The 18,794-nt window shown below is 48.1% G+C and carries 19 protein-coding genes and 1 tRNA gene; 7 read left to right on the top strand and 13 right to left on the bottom strand.

Annotated features, from left to right (window positions below; all coding sequences use genetic code 11):
* Positions 1 to 400 precede the first annotated feature (400 nt).
* Positions 401 to 889: a hypothetical protein gene (locus tag AC5JLB_RS04375; RefSeq protein ID WP_495872635.1), complete on the top strand. Its 489-nt coding sequence runs from the start codon at positions 401 to 403 to the stop codon at positions 887 to 889.
* An 80-nt stretch (positions 890 to 969) separates the two neighbouring features.
* On the opposite strand, the gene AC5JLB_RS04370 is transcribed toward AC5JLB_RS04375, so the two are convergent.
* From AC5JLB_RS04370 to mnmG, 4 genes are all read right to left on the bottom strand, one after another.
* Positions 970 to 1,227, bottom strand: a complete 258-nt coding sequence (locus tag AC5JLB_RS04370; protein ID WP_495872634.1) for a HepT-like ribonuclease domain-containing protein — start codon at positions 1,225 to 1,227, stop codon at positions 970 to 972.
* Positions 1,217 to 1,534, bottom strand: coding sequence for a nucleotidyltransferase family protein (locus AC5JLB_RS04365; protein WP_495872633.1), 318 nt, complete (start codon positions 1,532 to 1,534; stop codon positions 1,217 to 1,219). Before AC5JLB_RS04365 ends, AC5JLB_RS04370 begins: the two co-directional genes overlap by 11 nt.
* A 105-nt stretch (positions 1,535 to 1,639) precedes the next feature.
* On the bottom strand, positions 1,640 to 2,215 hold the full coding sequence (locus AC5JLB_RS04360) for a Uma2 family endonuclease (protein ID WP_495872632.1): 576 nt from the start codon (positions 2,213 to 2,215) through the stop codon (positions 1,640 to 1,642).
* A complete protein-coding gene (gene mnmG, locus AC5JLB_RS04355) occupies positions 2,212 to 4,119 on the bottom strand; it encodes a tRNA uridine-5-carboxymethylaminomethyl(34) synthesis enzyme MnmG (protein WP_495872631.1) in 1,908 nt (635 codons plus the stop codon). Before mnmG ends, AC5JLB_RS04360 begins: the two co-directional genes overlap by 4 nt.
* Before the next feature lie 347 nt (positions 4,120 to 4,466).
* Between mnmG and AC5JLB_RS04350 the strand changes: the two genes are divergently transcribed.
* Together AC5JLB_RS04350 and AC5JLB_RS04345 are read left to right on the top strand one after the other, a co-directional pair.
* Positions 4,467 to 5,747 carry a glycoside hydrolase family 76 protein gene (locus tag AC5JLB_RS04350; protein WP_495872630.1) on the top strand — a complete coding sequence of 427 codons (1,281 nt, stop codon included), beginning with the start codon at positions 4,467 to 4,469 and terminating at the stop codon, positions 5,745 to 5,747.
* A 786-nt stretch (positions 5,748 to 6,533) separates the two neighbouring features.
* Positions 6,534 to 8,030: a NarK family nitrate/nitrite MFS transporter gene (locus tag AC5JLB_RS04345; RefSeq protein WP_495872629.1), complete on the top strand. Its 1,497-nt coding sequence runs from the start codon at positions 6,534 to 6,536 to the stop codon at positions 8,028 to 8,030.
* Between the two features lie 301 nt (positions 8,031 to 8,331).
* Here the strand turns inward: AC5JLB_RS04345 and AC5JLB_RS04340 are convergent, their stop codons facing one another.
* The 5 genes from AC5JLB_RS04340 to AC5JLB_RS04320 all read right to left on the bottom strand — a co-directional run bounded on the left by AC5JLB_RS04340 (position 8,332) and on the right by AC5JLB_RS04320 (position 13,179).
* Entirely contained in the window at positions 8,332 to 8,739 is a 408-nt protein-coding gene (locus AC5JLB_RS04340) for a hypothetical protein (protein ID WP_495872628.1), read from the bottom strand.
* A gap of 71 nt (positions 8,740 to 8,810) precedes the next feature.
* A complete protein-coding gene (locus AC5JLB_RS04335) occupies positions 8,811 to 9,698 on the bottom strand; it encodes a S66 peptidase family protein (RefSeq protein WP_495872627.1) in 888 nt (295 codons plus the stop codon).
* Between the two features lie 89 nt (positions 9,699 to 9,787).
* Complete coding sequence (locus tag AC5JLB_RS04330) at positions 9,788 to 10,873, bottom strand: glycosyltransferase family 4 protein (protein ID WP_495872626.1); 1,086 nt, start codon at positions 10,871 to 10,873, stop codon at positions 9,788 to 9,790.
* 53 nt (positions 10,874 to 10,926) lie between these two features.
* Positions 10,927 to 11,970, bottom strand: coding sequence for a HEAT repeat domain-containing protein (locus AC5JLB_RS04325; RefSeq protein WP_495872625.1), 1,044 nt, complete (start codon positions 11,968 to 11,970; stop codon positions 10,927 to 10,929).
* 108 nt (positions 11,971 to 12,078) lie between these two features.
* Positions 12,079 to 13,179 (bottom strand): DMT family transporter, encoded by a 1,101-nt coding sequence (locus tag AC5JLB_RS04320; RefSeq protein WP_495872624.1) that lies wholly within the window; start codon positions 13,177 to 13,179, stop codon positions 12,079 to 12,081.
* Between the two features lie 177 nt (positions 13,180 to 13,356).
* Between AC5JLB_RS04320 and sppA the strand changes: the two genes are divergently transcribed.
* Positions 13,357 to 14,193, top strand: coding sequence for a signal peptide peptidase SppA (sppA, locus tag AC5JLB_RS04315; protein WP_495872623.1), 837 nt, complete (start codon positions 13,357 to 13,359; stop codon positions 14,191 to 14,193).
* A 107-nt stretch (positions 14,194 to 14,300) separates the two neighbouring features.
* Positions 14,301 to 14,696, top strand: coding sequence for a chorismate mutase (gene aroH / locus AC5JLB_RS04310; RefSeq protein WP_495872622.1), 396 nt, complete (start codon positions 14,301 to 14,303; stop codon positions 14,694 to 14,696).
* Positions 14,697 to 14,754: 58 nt separating this feature from the next.
* Here the strand turns inward: aroH and AC5JLB_RS04305 are convergent, their stop codons facing one another.
* Positions 14,755 to 15,138, bottom strand: coding sequence for a phage holin family protein (locus tag AC5JLB_RS04305; protein WP_495872621.1), 384 nt, complete (start codon positions 15,136 to 15,138; stop codon positions 14,755 to 14,757).
* A 143-nt stretch (positions 15,139 to 15,281) separates the two neighbouring features.
* Positions 15,282 to 16,217 (bottom strand): beta-carotene hydroxylase, encoded by a 936-nt coding sequence (crtR, locus tag AC5JLB_RS04300; protein WP_495872620.1) that lies wholly within the window; start codon positions 16,215 to 16,217, stop codon positions 15,282 to 15,284.
* Between the two features lie 313 nt (positions 16,218 to 16,530).
* Between crtR and AC5JLB_RS04295 the strand changes: the two genes are divergently transcribed.
* Complete coding sequence (locus tag AC5JLB_RS04295) at positions 16,531 to 17,298, top strand: COP23 domain-containing protein (protein ID WP_495872619.1); 768 nt, start codon at positions 16,531 to 16,533, stop codon at positions 17,296 to 17,298.
* Between the two features lie 138 nt (positions 17,299 to 17,436).
* Here the strand turns inward: AC5JLB_RS04295 and AC5JLB_RS04290 are convergent.
* A tRNA-Gln gene (locus AC5JLB_RS04290) sits at positions 17,437 to 17,508 on the bottom strand.
* A 135-nt stretch (positions 17,509 to 17,643) separates the two neighbouring features.
* On the opposite strand from AC5JLB_RS04290, the gene AC5JLB_RS04285 reads away from it, so the two are divergent.
* Complete coding sequence (locus tag AC5JLB_RS04285; protein WP_495872618.1) at positions 17,644 to 18,105, top strand: Tery_1686 family protein; 462 nt, start codon at positions 17,644 to 17,646, stop codon at positions 18,103 to 18,105.
* A gap of 104 nt (positions 18,106 to 18,209) precedes the next feature.
* On the opposite strand, the gene AC5JLB_RS04280 is transcribed toward AC5JLB_RS04285, so the two are convergent.
* Positions 18,210 to 18,734, bottom strand: coding sequence for a hypothetical protein (locus AC5JLB_RS04280; RefSeq protein ID WP_495872617.1), 525 nt, complete (start codon positions 18,732 to 18,734; stop codon positions 18,210 to 18,212).
* Between the last annotated feature and the right edge of the window lie 60 nt (positions 18,735 to 18,794).

Here is an 18,794-nt window from a genome sequence, read left to right as displayed (position 1 = left end):
AATCGCCTTTGGACTAGTCATTTAGACCCAAACAACATGTCTGAGACATTACCGTTTCAAGACATAGCCAGAAAACAGAGAACCTCTAGATCTGGCATATCTTCGCCACCTCAGCCAAAGTCATCACCCTCTAACCCAACCCATCGTCAAGCAGGACCGTCATCTGGCTCATCGTCTTCGCAGTATAAGACACCTAGACAGGGAATACCTCAGCCACCACAAAAGTCAATTCCCCAGAAGCAGGCTGCTTATCGAATGCCGTTGCCTAAACCATTGCCCAAGCCAAGTTTGAGAGTAGCAAAGGAAGGAAGGCTTTCGGAAGCTCAGTACAAGGCTATCTCCAACCCTGGAGATTACGAGCTTGTAAGCGGTTATGCAAAGAAAAATGGAACTTGGGTTAATGCTTACTACAGGAGAAAGCGCAGGAGGTAGCCGAGGGGGGATCGATATCTGTATCGACGGCTTAAACGAAGTCACTGCCGACACCCGCGCCAAAATCACCCAATTTGTCGAAAGTTACTTCAAAGGCAACATTATCATGACCACTCAACCGCTAGAGTGGATGCTGCCTTCTACCGCAAAGGTCTATCAACTGCAACCCTTACGGAACGATCAGATCGAAACATTCTTGCTTTCTAGAAAAAACAGCATTGATCTAATCTCAAACAGCAACGTTCCATCAAAAAGTGAGAACATTCCATTAAAAAATAGGAACGCTCCATCCGAAAGTGAGAATGTTCCAACGGAAGATAGGAACGTTCCATCAAAAAATGAGAGCGCTGGGATTTCACTTAGCAACTATCCCGAATTTTGCTGTTACGAATTCGTCCTTCATCTCCACAGCGTGACTCATTCAACCTCTGACTCGCTTTATTTCATTCTTCATTAAATTCACTCTTCACGACCTGTTGCACTTGTTGATGCAGGAGTTCTAATTTGTTTGTCACCACATCTCAAATAATTTCATCTTTAATTTGAAAATAGGCATGAGCTAACAATATCGCGTAAACCTGCTATCTTACGCCATTCAATATTGGGGTAGTTTTCTCGCAATTCTTGAGGGATTTGTTTGGTTGCTTCACCCAAAACTTGTAAATTCCGAATCACTGCATCATACGTCTTCTCATCCGCCAGAAACTCCTCGAAGGTCATTCCTTGCACATATCTCAAGACTTTTGCACAGCTCCTAACAATATCTTCTAGGTACAAGCGAGTGCTACGTGACATGAATCGCCTCACGTTCGACCCTTTCTCGCACATGCGCCTTCAGACCGTCCCACATTACTAAATCAACCGAAGTGCCAAGATGATCTTCCAGATAAAACTTGACGTTCATATATTGATCAAAGGTCAGTGGCGGCTCTAGCTCGACTAGAAGATCCACATCGCTATCTAGACAAGCTTCATCACGCGCAACCGAACCAAATAAAGCAATGGAACGCACGCCCAACGTCTTCAACGTAGCTTGGTGATGTTGAAGAACAGCGATGACATAGTTTTTTCCAAGTTTTGCATTGCGGTGATTCTGCTGCATGAGAATAGGGAAATAAATTTACCTGTAGGTTGCTCTGGAATCTGCCTAAACCTCAGATGTCTAGATAATTAATCACATGATGGCTTTGCATGATACATGGATGAGCTACCAAATTGTTTTCAAACTCAAGCTAAATCCCAGCAGTACATCTTCTCCTGAGATGGTTTCGGGAACTTCCAGGATTTCTACTTGTTGCTGCGATCGATAAATTTCAACTCGTCGCGCTTCTGGATCAATGAGCCAAGCCAATTTCACCCCACTATCCATATACTCTTGCATTTTTGCTTGAGTCTCTCGCAGCGTACCTGTTGGAGACATCAGTTCTAAAACAAAATCAGGCGCGATCGGCGGAAACTTTTTCTTTTGTTCAAGCGTGAGAGCGTCCCATCGCTCTTTTTTGACCCAAGCCACATCAGGAGAACGATTTCCATTTCCTGGTAACTTGAAGCAAGTTGAGGAATCAAAGACTTCCCCTAGCTGAGTCTGTCGATTCCAAAACACAAAATCTGCGATTAGTCCAGCATTGTAGCGTCCGGTTTCTCCACCTGTAGGTGACACAATTAATAGTTCTCCCATTGCATTGCGCTCAAACTTGACATCAGGATTGAGCTGACAAAGCTGGTAGAACTGCTCATCAGTCATGTTAAAAACAGGATTGAAGTTGATCGTGTAGGCGTTCATGTCAGCACCTCTGCGCTCCGACGAGCTTGCACTTCGAGATGAATTAGCAACGCATTAATATCAGCAGGATTTACGCCTCCAATTCGAGACGCTTGACCAATCGTGAGAGGTTTCACTTTCGATAGCTTCTCCCGCGCTTCTTTCGACAGCGTATCGATCGCGTTGTAGTCTAACTCGATCGGAAGTTTGCGGTGTTCTTGACGACTGACTTGCTCAATTTGGTGCTGTTGCCGTTGAATATAGCCAGAATATTTGATGTCAATTTCTGCCCCTTCTTTTTCAGCGCGATCGCACTCTAGATTCCCCAAACCGTACCGTTCTAGATCCACATAATGAAATCCTGAACGACGCAAAAGATCGGCTAACGTGATTGATCCTTTGATGATCTGCTGGGTATCAGCTGCGATCGCTTTTCCAACATCACTCTGCTCTTTCACCCGCGTCTCATGCAATCGCTCTTTTTCGGCTGCAATGGTTTCTTGTTTGTGCGTAAAGCGTTGCCAACGCCGATCATTAATCAGTCCAATCTCGCGTCCTAACGGAGTGAGCCGTTGATCGGCATTATCCGATCGCAGAATCAGACGATACTCCGATCGCGAGGTTAGAACTCGATAGGGTTCGCGCAAATCTTTCGTACACAGGTCATCGATCAGGGTTCCGATGTAACTATATTCACGCGGAAACACGATTAGTTCTTGATGACGACAGAATCGAGCCGCATTGATTCCGGCGACCAGTCCTTGGGCAGCGGCTTCTTCGTAACCTGTTGTGCCATTGATTTGCCCAGCGCAAAAGAGACCTTCGATTTTTTTGGTCATCAGGGTTGGATAACACTGAGTTGCTGGAAGGTAATCGTACTCAACGGCATAGGCAGGACGGAGCATCGTACAGTTTTCTAAGCCAGGCAGCGATCGCAGCATTTTTAGCTGAATCGATTCGGGCAAGCCCGTTGAGAAGCCTTGAATATAAAGCTCTGGCGTGTCGCGTCCTTCAGGTTCAATAAAAATCTGATGGCTTTCTTTATCGGCAAATCGAACAATTTTGTCTTCAATGCTGGGACAGTAGCGCGGTCCTTTTGCATCGACCCAGCCTCCGTAAACGGGAGACAAATGCAAGTTTTCACGAATGATCTGATGCGTTGCGGCGGTGGTGCGCGTCAAATGGCAGGGCAGTTGTTCCCGCTCAATCCAGGCGTCTGGATCAAAGCTAAACCAGCGCACATCGTCATCACCGGGCTGAGGCTCTAGCACATCGAAGTTGACCGAACGGCGATCGACACGAGCAGGCGTTCCAGTTTTGAGGCGTCCGGTTTCAAACCCAAATCGATTTAACGTGTCGGTCAGTCCAACCGCAGCAAATTCTCCTGCTCGCCCAGCATCCATTGATTTGTTGCCGACCCAAATTTTTCCGCCTAAAAACGTTCCAGTGGTCAGAATAACGGCGTTACACCCGAAAGCAACACCAAAGTAGGTTTGAACGCCGATCACTTCATCATTTGTGCCCAAAATCAAATCCGTCGCCATGCCTTCCCGGATCGTCAAGTTTTCCTGATTCTCGACGATCGCTTTCATCACGTTGGCATATTCGCGCTTGTCGGTTTGCGCCCGTAATGCCCATACCGCCGGGCCACGAGAGGCGTTGAGAATGCGTTTCTGCAAATACGTCCGATCTGCCACCTTGCCGATCTCGCCCCCGATCGCGTCGGCTTCATGCACCAACTGCGATTTTGCCGGACCGCCCACAGCAGGATTGCAAGGCTGCCATGCAATTTTATCGAGGTTCAGCGTCAGCAAAAGGGTACGACAGCCCAGACGAGCGGTTGCTAGAGCCGCTTCACATCCAGAGTGTCCGGCTCCGACTACTACCACATCAAAAGCATCGAGAAAATCTACAGGCGCATTCATAGAAATAGCATTAGGCGGTGCAGGTCTATTGTAACGGCTAGACTGATGGCTCAGGCAGGAAAAGCGATTACCGCAATTAGTGCCACAACTCTAATCACTCCTAAATCCATGAAAAATTTGCAGACTTGAATTCTCAACTCGCAGATCTTAAATTCTGAACCCGTGGATCTTAATTCTGAATGCATGGATCTTGATTCTGCGATCGCAGATCTTAATTCTGAATGTATGGATCTTGATTCTGCATCTTGCTCGTCGCTACAGCCTCATGTAGCATTACCTGAATCTGCATTATTTTAGAAACACCAATGGTCGTACCAGGAACTTGTTCCCCAGGAATCGCGGCGGGCATGGCAGCTCTGCAAATGTTCTACAACAGCTTTACCGGACTGTGGGACACAACCAATTGGTGGAATGCAGCTAACGCGCTTGACGCCACGATCGAATATTCCCGCCTCACCGATTCGCTCACTTATCGAAGCAACATTTACAACACCTTTTATCAGAAGCCGAGATATGCAAATTTCATTAATCCGTGGTTTCGAGATGATGATGGTTGGTGGGCGATCGCGTGGATCAAAGCATACGATTTGACTGGCGAAACGAAATACTTAGACCAAGCAAAAACCATTATCCATAGCATGGAGACAGGATGGGATACAAACGTGTGTGGAGGTGGATTGTATTGGCACAAAAAAGAACTCACGTATAAGAATGCAATTACAAACTCATTGTTTCTAGCCGCGACAGCAAAGTTGCATTTACGCGAACCCAACAATCCTAATTATTTACAGTGGGCACAGCGATCGTGGCAATGGTTTAAGCAATCGGGAATGATCAACGATCAACAACTCGTCAATGATGGTTTGGATAGCAATTGTCGAAACAATGGTAAAACTGTTTGGACATACAACCAAGGCGTATTGATTGGCGGACTAGTCGATCTTTACCGTGGCACTCAAGATCAGGAATTATTAGAGCAAGCCGTCGCGATCGCAGATGCCAGCATTGCAAACCTAGCTCCTCAGGGCATTCTGCGGGAACCGTGCGAACCAAACGACTGCGGCAACGATGCTCCGCAATTCAAAGGCGTTTTCATGCGAAACTTATCCGCACTGTATGCGGTTCGTCCTAAACCAAGCTATCGTGCTTTTATTCTTCAGAATGCCGATTCAATTTGGGCAACCCGGAATGATCAGCATCAGTTTGGCTTAGATTGGGCAGGCAAAATCGATCAAACTGATGCGGCTCGTCAGACTTCTGCCATCGATGCGTTAAATGCCGCGATCGCGCTCACGACTCAAACACCCTATCCTGCAAAAACGGTTGGTCAGAATGCTCAATTTAGCGTTGATGTTGCTTGCTCTGGAAACTACGACCTAGCGTTCCGTTACGCATCTACAGACGATGCGGTTCGCTATCTGTATATCAATGGTCGAAGTATTGCCGATCAACAGGTTTTTCCGACGACTGGCAGTTGGAATCAGTGGCAACAGACGAAGGTTTCTAAAATTTGGCTCAACGCAGGCAATAACACTGTTTCGCTCCTTTTCGATCCACTAAAAGGCAGCAAACATCCGTTAGCACTAGATATATTGACGATTGATGTATCCCGCGATTCAATTCGGTGAAACTGACATTACTCCTCTCTGTTTCTTGCGATCGTCAGAGGTAAGAGTCGCTTATTTCTCCGACATTACGCTCCACAAACCTGATTCTCCGTAGAGAGCAGAGTTATTAGCGGGTGAGTTAGCGATTTGAGCACTAAAAATAACAGGAATTGAGCTAACAACAAACGCAGTTACAGCAATGAAAGCTATTTTTAGTCCGTTGTGTAGAACATGAGGACTAAGAGTGGGAACATGATTATGAGATTTCATTAGATAAGTCTCCACAAGATTAACCGCGTTTCTTCAGTATATCGGTTTTGTAGCTTTGGCTACAGAAATATCTCTCAACATTGTTCTCAAATCTTAACCACCCTAGATCACACTCCAAGTAAACGATCGCTGAATTCTTAAGCAGTTTCGACCATTCTTTAGAGCTTGGCGAAGCCAATCCTCAATTGCATAATGCAGCTATTGCATTTGGTCAATGCATGGAAAGTATGGCTTCCATACTTTTGTAATGAGTTACACAGAGCAACCTTGCTCTCACAGGTAATCTTCCCTGTAAAGCAAACGGTCTACTTTATAAAACTTAGTTGCTTGTAGTGTTTAGGAATCATCATTTGAGCGTTGTTAACCTCGCAGTCTTCAAAGCAAAATGTTTTCACCCAAGCTATCCAGTAAGTGCTTCAAGCGCTATTGAGAATTTTTAGTTGCTGTTAGATACGCCGCGATGTTTTGATGATTTTCGCTGCGATCGCGTATCCGTGACTTAAAAGGTTGTATGTCCTAGTTTTTGGAGTTAACGTTATGGCTGGAATATGGTCGTTTAGCGGCAGGTATCGCATCCTGCACTTTACTTGGTTTGCCTTTTTTCTCACCTTTGTCGTTTGGTTTAACTTTGCACCGTTAGCAACATTGGTAAAGGCTGAACTGGGGTTGACTGATCCACAGATGCGAACCATCGCAATCTGCAATGTTGCGCTGACGGTTCCAGCACGAATCATCATTGGAATGATTTTGGATCGCTTTGGTCCTCGCATTACCTATTCTTGTCTACTGATTTATGCGGCGATCCCCTGTATCGCCTTTGCCCTGGCTCAAAACTTTGGGCAGCTGGTGATCAGCCGTTTGGCACTCAGCATTGTAGGCTGCGGCTTTGTTGTCGGAATTCGGATGGTAGCGGAGTGGTTTGGTGAACGAGAAATTGGTTTAGCTGAAGGCATTTATGGCGGCTGGGGAAATTTTGGGTCAGCCGGTGCTGCCTTTACGCTGCCAACGATCGCGGCGGGAACGGCATTCTTAGCGGCTGGACAGGTAAACTGGCGGTTTACGATCGCGCTGACAGGCATCCTATCTGCCATTTACGGCGTGATCTATTACTTTAACGTGACCGATACTCCTCCCGGTAAGGTCTATCAGCGCCCTGCCAGTAGCGCAGGCATGGAAGTCACGACCAAGCGCGACTTTTGGTTTCTCTTGTTGATGAACATTCCCTTAGTTGGAGTGTTAGGCTTGATTGCTTGGCGCTTAACCCAAGCGAAGTTCCTTAATGATATTGGGTTTGGAATTACTTGTTTGCTGCTGGTTGGTTTGTATCTATTTCAGTCCTATAACATTTGGCAGGCAAACAAGCCCCTGATGACCGGACAACTCCACTACCCGGCGGAAGAACGATATAAGTTCTCTCAAGTGGCTAACTTAGAATTAGCGTATGTCGCTTGCTTTGGCTCAGAGTTAGCCGTTGTGTCGATGCTGCCAACTTACTTTCAACGTGGCTTTGGGTTGACGGCAGCAATGGCGGGTGCGATCGCAGGAATGTATGCCTTCATGAATATTGTTGCTCGTCCTGGAGGCGGCTGGATCTCAGATAAAGTGGGGAGCCGCAAATGGACGCTAGCTATTACCATTGGCTGTACTGGACTGGGATATCTCCTCTTCAGTACGTTTGGCCAAGGGGTTGCGATCGTGGCGGTGGTGCTGATGACAATGGTGGCATCCTTCTTTGTAATGGCGGCAGAAGGGGCGACCTATGCGATCGTGCCGTTAATCAAGCCCCGCATTACAGGTCAGATTGCCGGTAACGTTGGCGCGTACGGTAACGTTGGCGCAGTTGTGTACCTGACGATTTACAGTCTTTTGCCTGAAGGCGTGGGCGGCGACAAGATCTTCTTTCAAATGTTGGGCGTTGTCGGATTGGTTGTCGGATTTTTGATTGCGTTCACGATGAACGAAGTTAAACGTGGTCACAGCGAAGAAGCCACAACGAGAGTGCCTGTCTATTCGCAGGAGAGCGATCGCTACTAATTGGTAATGCTGAATTGCGACAGAATATCTGGCTGCAATGTCCCTTTTATAATGTCTCTTCTACTATGTTGCGCCCTTGAACAAAAGATTACTTCGCCGTGTCTTCGGGCTAATCGTCAGCAGTTCGTTGAAACTGACATCTTGCACCAAGACTAGCGACTGGGCATCATCGACACCAAGGCATGGACTAAATGGGCATAACCTTGAGAGGTGAAAGGTGTCAAGAAGATCAACAAGCTGGTGAGGACGGTGCATCTAAACATCCTCACCAGCTTACTGACTAAATCTCACCGATGATTTGCTAGGCTTCAGCCGTTTCTTCCTGAGATTCTTCAGAAGTCGCCTCTTCCTGAGCGTCCTCAGCGATTGCTTCTTCAGGTTGAGGTTCGGGTGCAGGCTTAGGCTGAACAGGTTTTGGACCTCGCATCAACGCAGGATTCATTGCCTGTCTAGGTTCTTCCTTATCGCCCTTTCTGCCTCTGCCCGATGCTCGATCGGTTCTCCGTCCTCCGCGGTCAGACTCTTCAGAAGATTTGGCGTCTGGACTTCGACGAACTGGCTTAGGTGGAGGAGATTTAGGCTCCGAACTCTGAGGAGCGGAACCGGACTCCAAACTTTGAGGAGCGGAACTGGACTCTGTATTCTGAGGAGCGGCATCAGGGGTGGGTTGAGCCTGCCGCTCAGATTTTTTGATGGGACGTTCTACCATTGCTACGTTCTGTTCTACTCCTTTGGAATCATATCTCGCTTGTGTCCAGACGGAACCGTTTTTTGAAAGTTTTAGAAACTTAGAACGCCGCGATCGCCATCCAAAGTCGCAGGTATACCAACAGGCAAGGCGGCATTCTCGCCATCATGACCAAACGGTAAGTCTGACACGATCGGAATTCCTAAGTCAGACAAGCGATCGCGCAAGACCGCTTCGACTGAAAAGCTAAGGAGGTTTGGTGGGGGATCGCACTGGCTAAAACGCCCGATCGCGATCCCTCGAATCGAATTGAATGCGCCAGACGATCGCCACTGCGTCAACATCCGATCAAGGCGGTACGGAAGCTCGGTCACATCTTCAATTGCCAGAATCACATCCGACAAATCGGGTTGCCAAGGAGTGTGCAATAGGTGAGTGGCAACGGTAAGATTTGCAGGCAGCAGAAGCCCAGTAACTTGTCCGCCGCCCCAACCGACCCCCTTTAAAGGTGGAAGAGAACGACCTTCAACAAGATCAAACAATCGCTGCTTTGACCAGTCAGGTTCGGCTGCGATCGTAGTCAGCAGCGGAGCATGAACGCCCGCCACGCCTTCGCAAGAGTACGCCCACAGCAGACTAGTGATATCTGAAAATCCGATCAGCCACTTTGGTTCAACGGGTGGAAATGCCCATTTTTCGAGCAGTCTCGCTCCGCCCCAACCGCCTCTCGCGCACAAAATCCCGCGACAGTCCGGCTCGTTTAATGCAGTTTCAAGCGCCCTGCGACGAACCTCATCCGTTCCAGCAAGATAGCCAAAGCGATCGTCATATCCCGCTGTCAATTCCACTCGATAGCCGCGATCGCGCCACACTTCCACGCCTCGGTTAAAGGCACTCAATTCTCGCAGTGCCCCACTCGGCGCAATTACCTGCAGCAGATCCCCAGGTTGAAGTGGTGTTGGAAGCTGACAAAGTTTCATAATTGGCGATGAATAGGTCAGGAAAAGTTAGCGCCTCACAGATCCTACATCCGCCACATTCGCTACCAAATCCGCTGCCACACCTTACTCTAAGCCTGAGACGAATTCAAGATGTTGGCGAACCAAGTTTCCAATCGATCACTCAACGCTTCCAAAGAATATTCGGTCTCAGCTTGGCGACGGCAACTGGAGCGATCGAGTTGATCAATTTTTGCGATCGCGCTCACCAACTCATCCACCCGATCCGGCTCAACCAACCAGCCTGTTTCTCCGTCTCGCACAATTTCTGCCGGGCCGCCGCGCCGATAGGCAATCACAGGCACACCGCACGCTAACGCTTCGATCGCAACATTGCCAAACGCCTCCACCCAATGCGGCGTCATCAGTAACGCTCGTGATGCTCCTAACGCCTGCTGTAGCTCATGGGTAGACAGAAAGCCCGCATATTCGATCGGCGCAGTCGGATAGTCCGCCAAGATCTTCTGCCAATAGTTCTGATCTTGAATGACTCCCCAAATCTTGAGCGGAACATCTACGGCTTGAGTCGCTGCTACTGCGTCTTCTAATCCTTTTTCGGGTGCAATTCGTCCGACCCAGGCCAAATAATTTTGGGGAGCAGCGCAGAACTGATAGCTCGACAGATCAAAGCCGTTCTTGATGTTGAAACACTGATCGGCAAACTGAAAGGTCTCCGCTTGTACCAAGCTATGAACGCCGATCGTTTGAGGAAACCGCTCTGCCACGTTGCCAATGATGTGATCCATCGCGTCACTGAGCGAACCCATGCTGACCAAATGCGCGATCGATCGCTCAAAAAATGGCGTCAGATAGAACGGCAGCCAATCGTAAGCAAAGTTAAACAGCAAATCATACTCGTGCTGCACTTGCCTCGCATAGTCCCACATGTTGCCTAGCACAGAGTTTTTCGGCAGGGTGATCAGCTCATCGCGCCCTCCCGTTTGAGCAGTAATTTGCAGTTCGCCAGGAATCTCGATCAGGGGAATTCCGTCTAATACTGAACCTTGGGGCGCAACAACGGTGATGCTGTGTCCTCGTTGAAGCAGAGATCGTGCCACACTTTGCAACGTTAACTCCACGCCACCGCCCAACCCTGATCCAATCGCTCCCACCGGAGTAGACAGCAGTAATACTCTGAGCGGACGAAGATAAGACACGGTAGCAAAACCTATAGCTGGAGAACACGAGATCTCATTATCTCTTCATTCGGCTACGGCAAGCTCTCTGGCCGACTCACCGAATTCTGTGTCGTAGGCAGCGCTTCTCTTCCCGGCGTCGATCGAATTCGGTTGAGTTGACCCAACGCCCACCGGGCTGTTTCCTGCACATCTTGATCGGGATCGTCAGTTGCCTGATTCAACAAATGGCTGATCTGCGCCACCATGTCATACACCCGCGTCAAATCTCGAATAGCATTCTTTCGTACATCAGCGTTCTCATCCTGTAGCGAAATTGCCAGGGCGCGAGTGAGCGGTTTCAGCGTTCGAGTGCCAATTTCGGACAGCGAGGACAAAATTAAACTCCGTTGCCGAGAATCTGAATCCATCATCAGATCAACAAGCGGTTGAACAGCCCGACTATCGCCTCGCTGTCCAAGCTCCCAAATCACCTTCTGACGTTTTGCTGGATCAGGTAACCGAAGCTCATGAATTAACTCCTCTACAATGTTGATTTTAGCTAGGCGAGTTGTTTCTGAAACAGGGGTTTCTGTCGCTTTTGAGTCCGACGCTACTGAACGATTGGCAACTACGTTACCCGTCGCATCAACTAATTCTTTTTCTTTAACCAACGACCCTGAGTGGGAAATGTCAGAAGTTGACGTACTACTGGCCATTTGCGAGTCGGCTATTGTGCGATTGGCTTTGCCAAACTCCAAAGGATCGCTAGGTGCTTCTCCCACAAACGAATCTTTTGAGGAAGGCGCTTCAGGAAGCAGTAGTTTTTCTCTGGGCGTCAACTCCTCCGAGCCTTCATGACGCCTTTTTCGAGACAGGACTAACGCTGTTGCACCCACAAGACTCGAAGCGCCAATTCCGCCTAGCAGCCAAGGCGACTTCCATACTGGTTTACTCAAACTTCCTTGATCTGCTTTCGCCAAGAGTGGCGGTGCAATCGGTAGAATTGCCTTCTGATTAGAACTAGATACCTGAGTCAGACGAGCGGTTAGGCTAGTCGCAATTGTGCTATGGCTAGGCACAGCGATACCTAGACACGCAAACGTCAGGATGAAAAGAACACGGCGATAGGAGATCATAGGCTAATCCAAGAAAAGGGCGACTAGCGTACCAAGAAAGCAGCTTTGACAAACTAGCTCAATCCTAACCGCCAGACCCTAGATTGCCCGGGAAAGTTGCTCAACTCGCTACGAGGGATGTTCCGATTCAGACTCGACCTGTGCTAAAGGTACTGGCATAATTTCGCTGGAGTTCTGAGTTACAGACGACATCAGTTGCTCTTTCGGGCTAGTCTCAGCTAAATCCGGAGAAATCGAGATTTGGAATTTCTCGCTCAAGACATCTCGCTGGTTGATCAAATAAATGCTGATCAGGGTCAAACCCACACCCAACCATTGAATCGGCGTTAACACTTCCGACAGAAACACGTTGCCAAAGAGCAGCGCGAAGACGGGTGTCAGAAACGTGAGAGAGCTTAGACTCGTGAGACTACCGCTAGAGGCGAAATAGAAGAACAAACCGTAAGCGATCGCGCTGCCAAATATCGTAGAGTACGACAGCGACAGCCAGTTTGAAACCGTCAAATTTGACCACTGAGACGTTTCTAGCAGCCCCGACAACGCAAAGAGCGGTACACCGCCCAAGACCATATGCCAACCCGTTGCCGTAACCGGATCGGCATATTTGCAGACATAGCGCACCAAAATTGTTCCAACTGCCATCGATAAAGCAGCCAGCAACATCAACCACTGTCCATTATCAAACAGCCCTACGATCGCATCCGAGAAGGAACCCACATCTGTCATCACGTCTACAAATTGGTTTCCAGCAGACAAAATCCACTCTTCAGGCAGCCCCAACAAACTAATGCCAAGCACGCCAAACGCTAATCCCAACCAGCCCCAAACTCCGATTTTTTCTCCAAACAGCCACAGTGCCAATATCGCCACTGCTAAGGGCTGAGAATCGATCATGACAGAACCGAGTCCGGCTCCGGTTCTCGTGAGCCCTTGCGCCAGAAATCCTTGAAAAAGCACTCCATCGACCAATCCAAACAGCAAAATCCAGAGCCAAGCTGCCCAGCCTCTCGGCTGCGATCGTCCCATCACTGCCCCTGCCGCTAGTACCAATAGTCCAGCAGGCAACAGCCGGACACCTGCCATAAAGAAAGGAGTCGTGTTGGGCATGACGCCTTTCATGGCGACCATTGCGGTTCCCCACAAGAAGAAGGGCGCAATCAGCAAAACAGAAGCAACGGGCAGCCGAGATTCAGTAAGTTTGAGATGCATGAGGATACCTGAGCCTTCTGTTTATCTTAATGAAATTATGTAGTTCTGTTAAGGAGCGGCGCACGCAGCACAGCTCTTAAAAAGCACTCTAGAGGGGGAAAAGGCTAAGATTGAAGAGAAGTTCTCTATGTAGTTAGAGTTTATTCTTTTTAACACTAGATTCTCCTTAGCTAAACTATGGTTCGTTTTTTCAAGCGTGGTGCGCGTAAACAGATTGCTCGAATTGAAGTCAAAGGCGCGATCGCAGGGGCAACCCGAAACCGTGTCTTAGAAGATCTTAAAACGGTCGAAGAACGAGGTTTTCCGGCTCTGCTGCTCAGAATTGACAGTCCTGGCGGAACCGTCGTCGATTCTCACGAGATTTACAGTGCGCTCAAGCGATTACAAGAAAAAGTTAAAATCGTCGCGAGTTTTGGCAATCTTTCTGCATCGGGTGGTGTCTACATCAGCATGGGCGCACCCTACATCATGGCAAATCCGGGCACGATCACGGGTAGCATCGGTGTGATCATTCGAGGCAACAACTTAGAACGCTTGCTCGATCGCGTCGGGGTTTCGTTTAAAGTGATCAAATCGGGACCCTACAAAGATATTTTGTCCTTCGATCGCCAACTTACTGACACTGAGCAAACCATTCTGCAAGACTTAGTAGATGTCACCTACTCTCAGTTTGTCCACACCGTTGCCGATGCGCGACGCTTGGATGTTGAGGCGGTTAAATCCTTTGCGGACGGTCGCATTTTTAGCGGAGAACAGGCCGTTGCTTTAGGCGTTGTCGATCGCTTAGGAACCGAAGAAGATGCTCGGCGTTGGGTTGCCGAACTCGCCGGACTCGATCCTGAAAAAACTCGCGTTCACAACTTTGAGGAACGGAAATCTTTAGTCAGCCGCTTTACGTCCAATGAGCAGCTTAATCAAGCGATTCGTGCGGTTCCAGCCCTAGCGACCGGAGCCGAATGGCTAGAATTCGAGCTTTCCACAAGTGGGCTTCCCTTATGGCTTTACCGTCCGTAAACTTTTCCTCATACTTGCTACGCAATTGCTCACACTCTGTCTTGATAAGCTAATGTGGTAGCGTTCCAACAGCACCAGCAGAATTTTAATTAAGGGGAGGACTTGGCGTGGAGTGGCGTGTTCGAGCAATTCGTGGGGCAACCACCGTTTCAGAAAATACCATTGAGGCAATTCGAGACGCGGTGACAGAACTATTAGATGAATTAGAAACTTACAATCAACTTGACCCTAACGAGATTGTCAGCGCCTTCTTCACGGTCACAAAGGATTTGGATGCTACGTTTCCGGCAGCGATCGCCCGCGATCGCCCCAACTGGGAAAACATCCCCCTGATTGATGTGCAGCAGATGCATGTTGAAGGTAGCTTAGAGCGGTGTATTCGATTTTTAATTCACTTCAACACTCCCAATCCAGCCATTAAAATTCATCATCCCTACCTCAGAAAAGCAAAAAATCTGAGGCCAGACTGGTCGCTGGCTCAGATTGGTTCTCCCCATCGGTAAGGTTAATGAATTAGAACAGGGTAGCGTCTTCCCACCCTGTTTTTTTATACCCGTTTTCTTATGCCTGAGGCTTGAGGTCAGTATTGCGCTCAGCAAAGTATTTGTTCAAGAACGTGCTAGCAAACGACAACACGACAGGTCCTAGAATGAATGCCCAAAGGCCATGAGCCATGAATCCAGGAACTAAAGCGGCGGCTAGGGTAAAGCAGATACCGTTGACCACTAGCGAGAACAAACCAAGTGTCAGGAAGTTAATTGGCAGTGTCAGGAGCGTTAGGATCGGCTTGATGAAGGTGTTGATCAGACCGATCACGACACCCGCGATTATCGCTACAGGAAAGCTTTGAATACTGACGCCAGGTAAAAGAATATCGGCAACTAGAAGGCTAAGTGCTGTAGCCAGAAGAGTGAAAAGATATCCAACAATTTTTGTTCCTTCCATTTTTATCCCTCAGAGTTTCAATAATGCAATTCTTCTGAATACAAGTCTGACGAACACAGAGAGGAACTAGCCTCTCTACCGAGACAGATTTGTGCAAAAAAATTCAGATTCGTTAAAGTCTGAATTAATGCGGTTTATCAGTGTTAATCAGCGACCGAAGTTTCTTGCAAAACTTCAGAAGCGGCTTGAAACTCTGGTTCTTCTTGAGCTTTCGGGTGAAATCGAATCCCTAAGAAAATGTCATACACAAAGCCTAAAAAATCTTCTTTTAGTAGCCCAATCGATTGAGGTGAGCCTTTGGCATCTAGAAGCGGCTTGGTTGCGTAGTACGCCTTCTCATAGTTGTACCAAGGAACCGAGGGCCATAAGTGATGAACTAAATGATAGTTTTGTCCCATGATCAGCCAATTCAGAAGTCGCCCAGGATATACTCTCGCGTTTCTCCAGCGATCGCGCTCCTTAAACGGGCGATGGGGCAAATAGTCAAAAAACATTCCTAGTACCATCCCAACGATCGCAAGTGGGATAAACCAAAAATTGAAGACATAGCCCATGAAACCGTACTGGTAACTGGTAAATACGATCGCGGCTAACACCATCCGCGCGATCGCCCATTCTAGAAGCTCGTATTTACGCCATAGCTTGCGTCTAAAAAAGAAAATTTCGTGGTACATGAACCTCGCGTTAATGATCCACAGAGGTCCAAACGTAGATACTACATGATCTGGATCGTTGTCTGGATCGTTCACATGAGCGTGATGTTGCATGTGGACGCGGGTAAACACTGGAAAGGAGAAACACAGCATCAATGCGCTTCCATGTCCCAGTACAGCGTTCACAACTTTATTGCGATGTGCAACTCCATGACAGGCATCATGAATCACAGTTCCGACTAAGTGTAATGCCAGTCCGTCGAGGCAGAAGCACCACCAGTCAACCCAATGCCAACACCAATAGCCAATCACCGAAAGGGTGGCAATTAAAATTGACGAAAAGAAAATGATCAGGGTTGGATTGACGTCACCAGGCGGACCTAACAACTCTCTCGGAACCGTCAGGGGCTTTGTTGCCTCCGACATGCAGCCTTTCTCCTTTCTAATACTTTGCGTAGTATACGATACGAGAAGTCATGAAGTTAAGTAAACCCCCTTAAGAGTTAAAGCCAAAAGCGGCTTTTTAGGAACGGTTTAGCGATCGCGAGCATTTCTTAGCACAACTAGTTTTTCTGTGGGGAACAAGTTCCCTAAAAAATCTGTCTTAGTGGAGTGAGAGATTAGCCTATTTAGAGTCTACTTTCTCGACTGTCTTCTCAGGACTGAAACAGAACTGTAGAAGGGCAATCGAGGGAACAGTAATATTATCAATTCATCCACAGAATCGAGGTTGAGTACCATGTCGCTACGACAGTTTGGGTTGGGCTTAAAGGCGCGAACAGTAAAAGGAGTAAGTCTTTCGTTGGGAGCCGTAATGCTCATGAGTGGGGCTGCATTTGCCCAAACGACTCCTGCCGATCCTGGAGATATCATCATTGGTCCAGGTGGCTCTAACACGGGGACGTCTGGCGGGACAACGGCAACACCGCCGCTCAATGGAGTCCGGTTTATGTGTCAGACCAACACGGGTCAGCCTACGGTTATGTACTATCCTGACAACCGGCCCAACGTCGCCTTTCCTTGGGCGGTTCCGACAGCCATGGGTGGGGGCTGGAGTCCTGAGCGTCGTTGTAATGAGATTGCCCGTCGTCTAGAGTCTTACCGTCCTGATGGATTGGTAGAAATGAAGACAGGAGTTGAAAACGGATTAAATACAGTTTGTGTGACGACTGAGCGCTATCCGTCGTGCCGCATTGTCCTGACTGTCCCGGCTGGACAAGACCCAGTAGCAACGCGCGATCGCGTCTTCCAAAATCTCACGGTTGCCGATAGCGGCCAACAAACTCAAGGCGTCTATACCTACGGTGAAAGTGGTAGTAACAACATCCTTGGTAGATTGGGAGACGCTTTAGGGTTGGGTCGCAAGCGGACACAGGTATCGAATGGCAACATTAACCTGAAGCCTTTCTTATCACCTAAAGATGGCGGCACAGGAGAGATGCTCAGAGGTGGAGTCCAAGTGCGTCAATCAGTTGCGCCGACGAAGAAGCCAAGACTGTTTAAGTAATGTGCAATGAGGAACTTGTAAAGCGGTTCCTGTGGAGTTGCGCCCTGCGCTAATTACTCGTCCAAAGTTTGTTCTCGCAAGTCAAAAAGCGGTGAAGGTTAACCTTCACCGCTTTTTGACTTGAAGTTTTTTAACTAACTGGGGCGCTAGGATTCGAACCTAGGAATGCCGGGACCAAAACCCGGTGCCTTACCACTTGGCGACGCCCCAACGCGCGTTCCTTAGGTATATTAGCAACAAATGGAGGGAATGTGTCAACAACTTTTTTAGTATCTCTCGGCACGGCTTCATCATAAGTCGGGTGACTATCATAGAAAATAACCGCTAAGGTTGGATAAACAGGTCGTGCTAGGAGAATCGCTTGGAGTGAATGCAGCAGAACAAGCTATCAATCTTAAGACTGCCAGCAAGATTGCTGCGATCGTCAATCTATTCAAGTCGGAGTATCCTGACGCCCGCTCAGATCTCAAACCGTGGGCAAACGATGCTGATACCCGCGAACTCGTTGACCCAGATTCTATTGACCTAAGCTTCAATTTTCCGGGCTGGAGCCGTCGATTTCAGAGCCGATGTATTTTGATTCAAATTCGCTTCCATCAGGACTCAGAGACAAGCCTGCACCGCGCGATCGGCATTGAAGCCGCCGGGTTTACTCATGAAGGCAAGCAATGGACGCTCTCAACGATTGAGGATTGGAACTTTGCAGGCGATAAGCATCCGACTCCTGAAATTTGCGACAGTTTGAAAGAGTTTTGTCGCAAAATTCTACTTGTGTTTAACGAAAATGACGAGACTGAAGAGCGTTAATTCTCATCCGTAGCACCATTGTTGCTCTCCAGTCGCTATAGGTAAGTAACACATGAATTCTCAGCAGTTAGGGTGCAAGAGCGCTAGTTAGGCAACAAGGTTCTCTAGTCAACTGAATACCCAATAAAGAAGATTTCTAATGGTTGATTATTGTCATAAAGGACAATGTATCGACTTTCTCCACGTCCCATTGTGTCCCAAAACTCATCCCATATGTCGTAGCCCGTCTCCTCCCAATGATCAAGCTCTCCCCCAGCAATGATGATGCCTTCCACCATCTGCCTTGTGGGTTTATCTGTACCAAATAGAGCTAACGTCTCATCAGCAGATAAAGCCCAAGAAGCAAGGAATTCTGGAGAGTCGCTAATTTTCTGGATATCAAGAATAGAGCCTGTTCCGCTATCTTCAGAATCTTCTAAAGCTGCTTCAATTGAAGCGTGGCGGGCACCTGGAGATATAGATTGAGCATTAGGCGGAAAGTTGAATTGGAACATCCACATTGAAGGGTTGTGCATATTCATAACAGGGTCATACCTTCCTGCTTCAAACTCCTGTTGACGTAGAGCTTGTAATGCACTGTTCACATCAGGTTGGTACTTGGTGAAGTAGAAGTATGGATGAGACCCCATTCAATTTTCGGCGTTGCCCAATAAAGAATGATTCAAGTAGATACTGGAATCCGACGATGC

This window comes from Myxacorys chilensis (genome assembly GCF_059505265.1).
The sequence above is the reverse complement of the archived record's forward strand: the minus strand, read 5'-3'. Positions and strand labels throughout refer to the sequence as shown.

Coding starts and splice junctions, on each gene's coding strand:
- AC5JLB_RS04375 (WP_495872635.1), top strand. CDS start 401: ATGCTTACTACAGGAGAAAGCGCAGGAGGTAGCCGAGGGGGGATCGAT.
- AC5JLB_RS04370 (WP_495872634.1), bottom strand. CDS start 1,227: ATGTCACGTAGCACTCGCTTGTACCTAGAAGATATTGTTAGGAGCTGT.
- AC5JLB_RS04365 (WP_495872633.1), bottom strand. CDS start 1,534: ATGCAGCAGAATCACCGCAATGCAAAACTTGGAAAAAACTATGTCATC.
- AC5JLB_RS04360 (WP_495872632.1), bottom strand. CDS start 2,215: ATGAACGCCTACACGATCAACTTCAATCCTGTTTTTAACATGACTGAT.
- mnmG (WP_495872631.1), bottom strand. CDS start 4,119: ATGAATGCGCCTGTAGATTTTCTCGATGCTTTTGATGTGGTAGTAGTC.
- AC5JLB_RS04350 (WP_495872630.1), top strand. CDS start 4,467: ATGGCAGCTCTGCAAATGTTCTACAACAGCTTTACCGGACTGTGGGAC.
- AC5JLB_RS04345 (WP_495872629.1), top strand. CDS start 6,534: ATGGCTGGAATATGGTCGTTTAGCGGCAGGTATCGCATCCTGCACTTT.
- AC5JLB_RS04340 (WP_495872628.1), bottom strand. CDS start 8,739: ATGGTAGAACGTCCCATCAAAAAATCTGAGCGGCAGGCTCAACCCACC.
- AC5JLB_RS04335 (WP_495872627.1), bottom strand. CDS start 9,698: ATGAAACTTTGTCAGCTTCCAACACCACTTCAACCTGGGGATCTGCTG.
- AC5JLB_RS04325 (WP_495872625.1), bottom strand. CDS start 11,970: ATGATCTCCTATCGCCGTGTTCTTTTCATCCTGACGTTTGCGTGTCTA.
- AC5JLB_RS04320 (WP_495872624.1), bottom strand. CDS start 13,179: ATGCATCTCAAACTTACTGAATCTCGGCTGCCCGTTGCTTCTGTTTTG.
- sppA (WP_495872623.1), top strand. CDS start 13,357: ATGGTTCGTTTTTTCAAGCGTGGTGCGCGTAAACAGATTGCTCGAATT.
- AC5JLB_RS04305 (WP_495872621.1), bottom strand. CDS start 15,138: ATGGAAGGAACAAAAATTGTTGGATATCTTTTCACTCTTCTGGCTACA.
- crtR (WP_495872620.1), bottom strand. CDS start 16,217: ATGTCGGAGGCAACAAAGCCCCTGACGGTTCCGAGAGAGTTGTTAGGT.
- AC5JLB_RS04295 (WP_495872619.1), top strand. CDS start 16,531: ATGTCGCTACGACAGTTTGGGTTGGGCTTAAAGGCGCGAACAGTAAAA.
- AC5JLB_RS04280 (WP_495872617.1), bottom strand. CDS start 18,734: ATGGGGTCTCATCCATACTTCTACTTCACCAAGTACCAACCTGATGTG.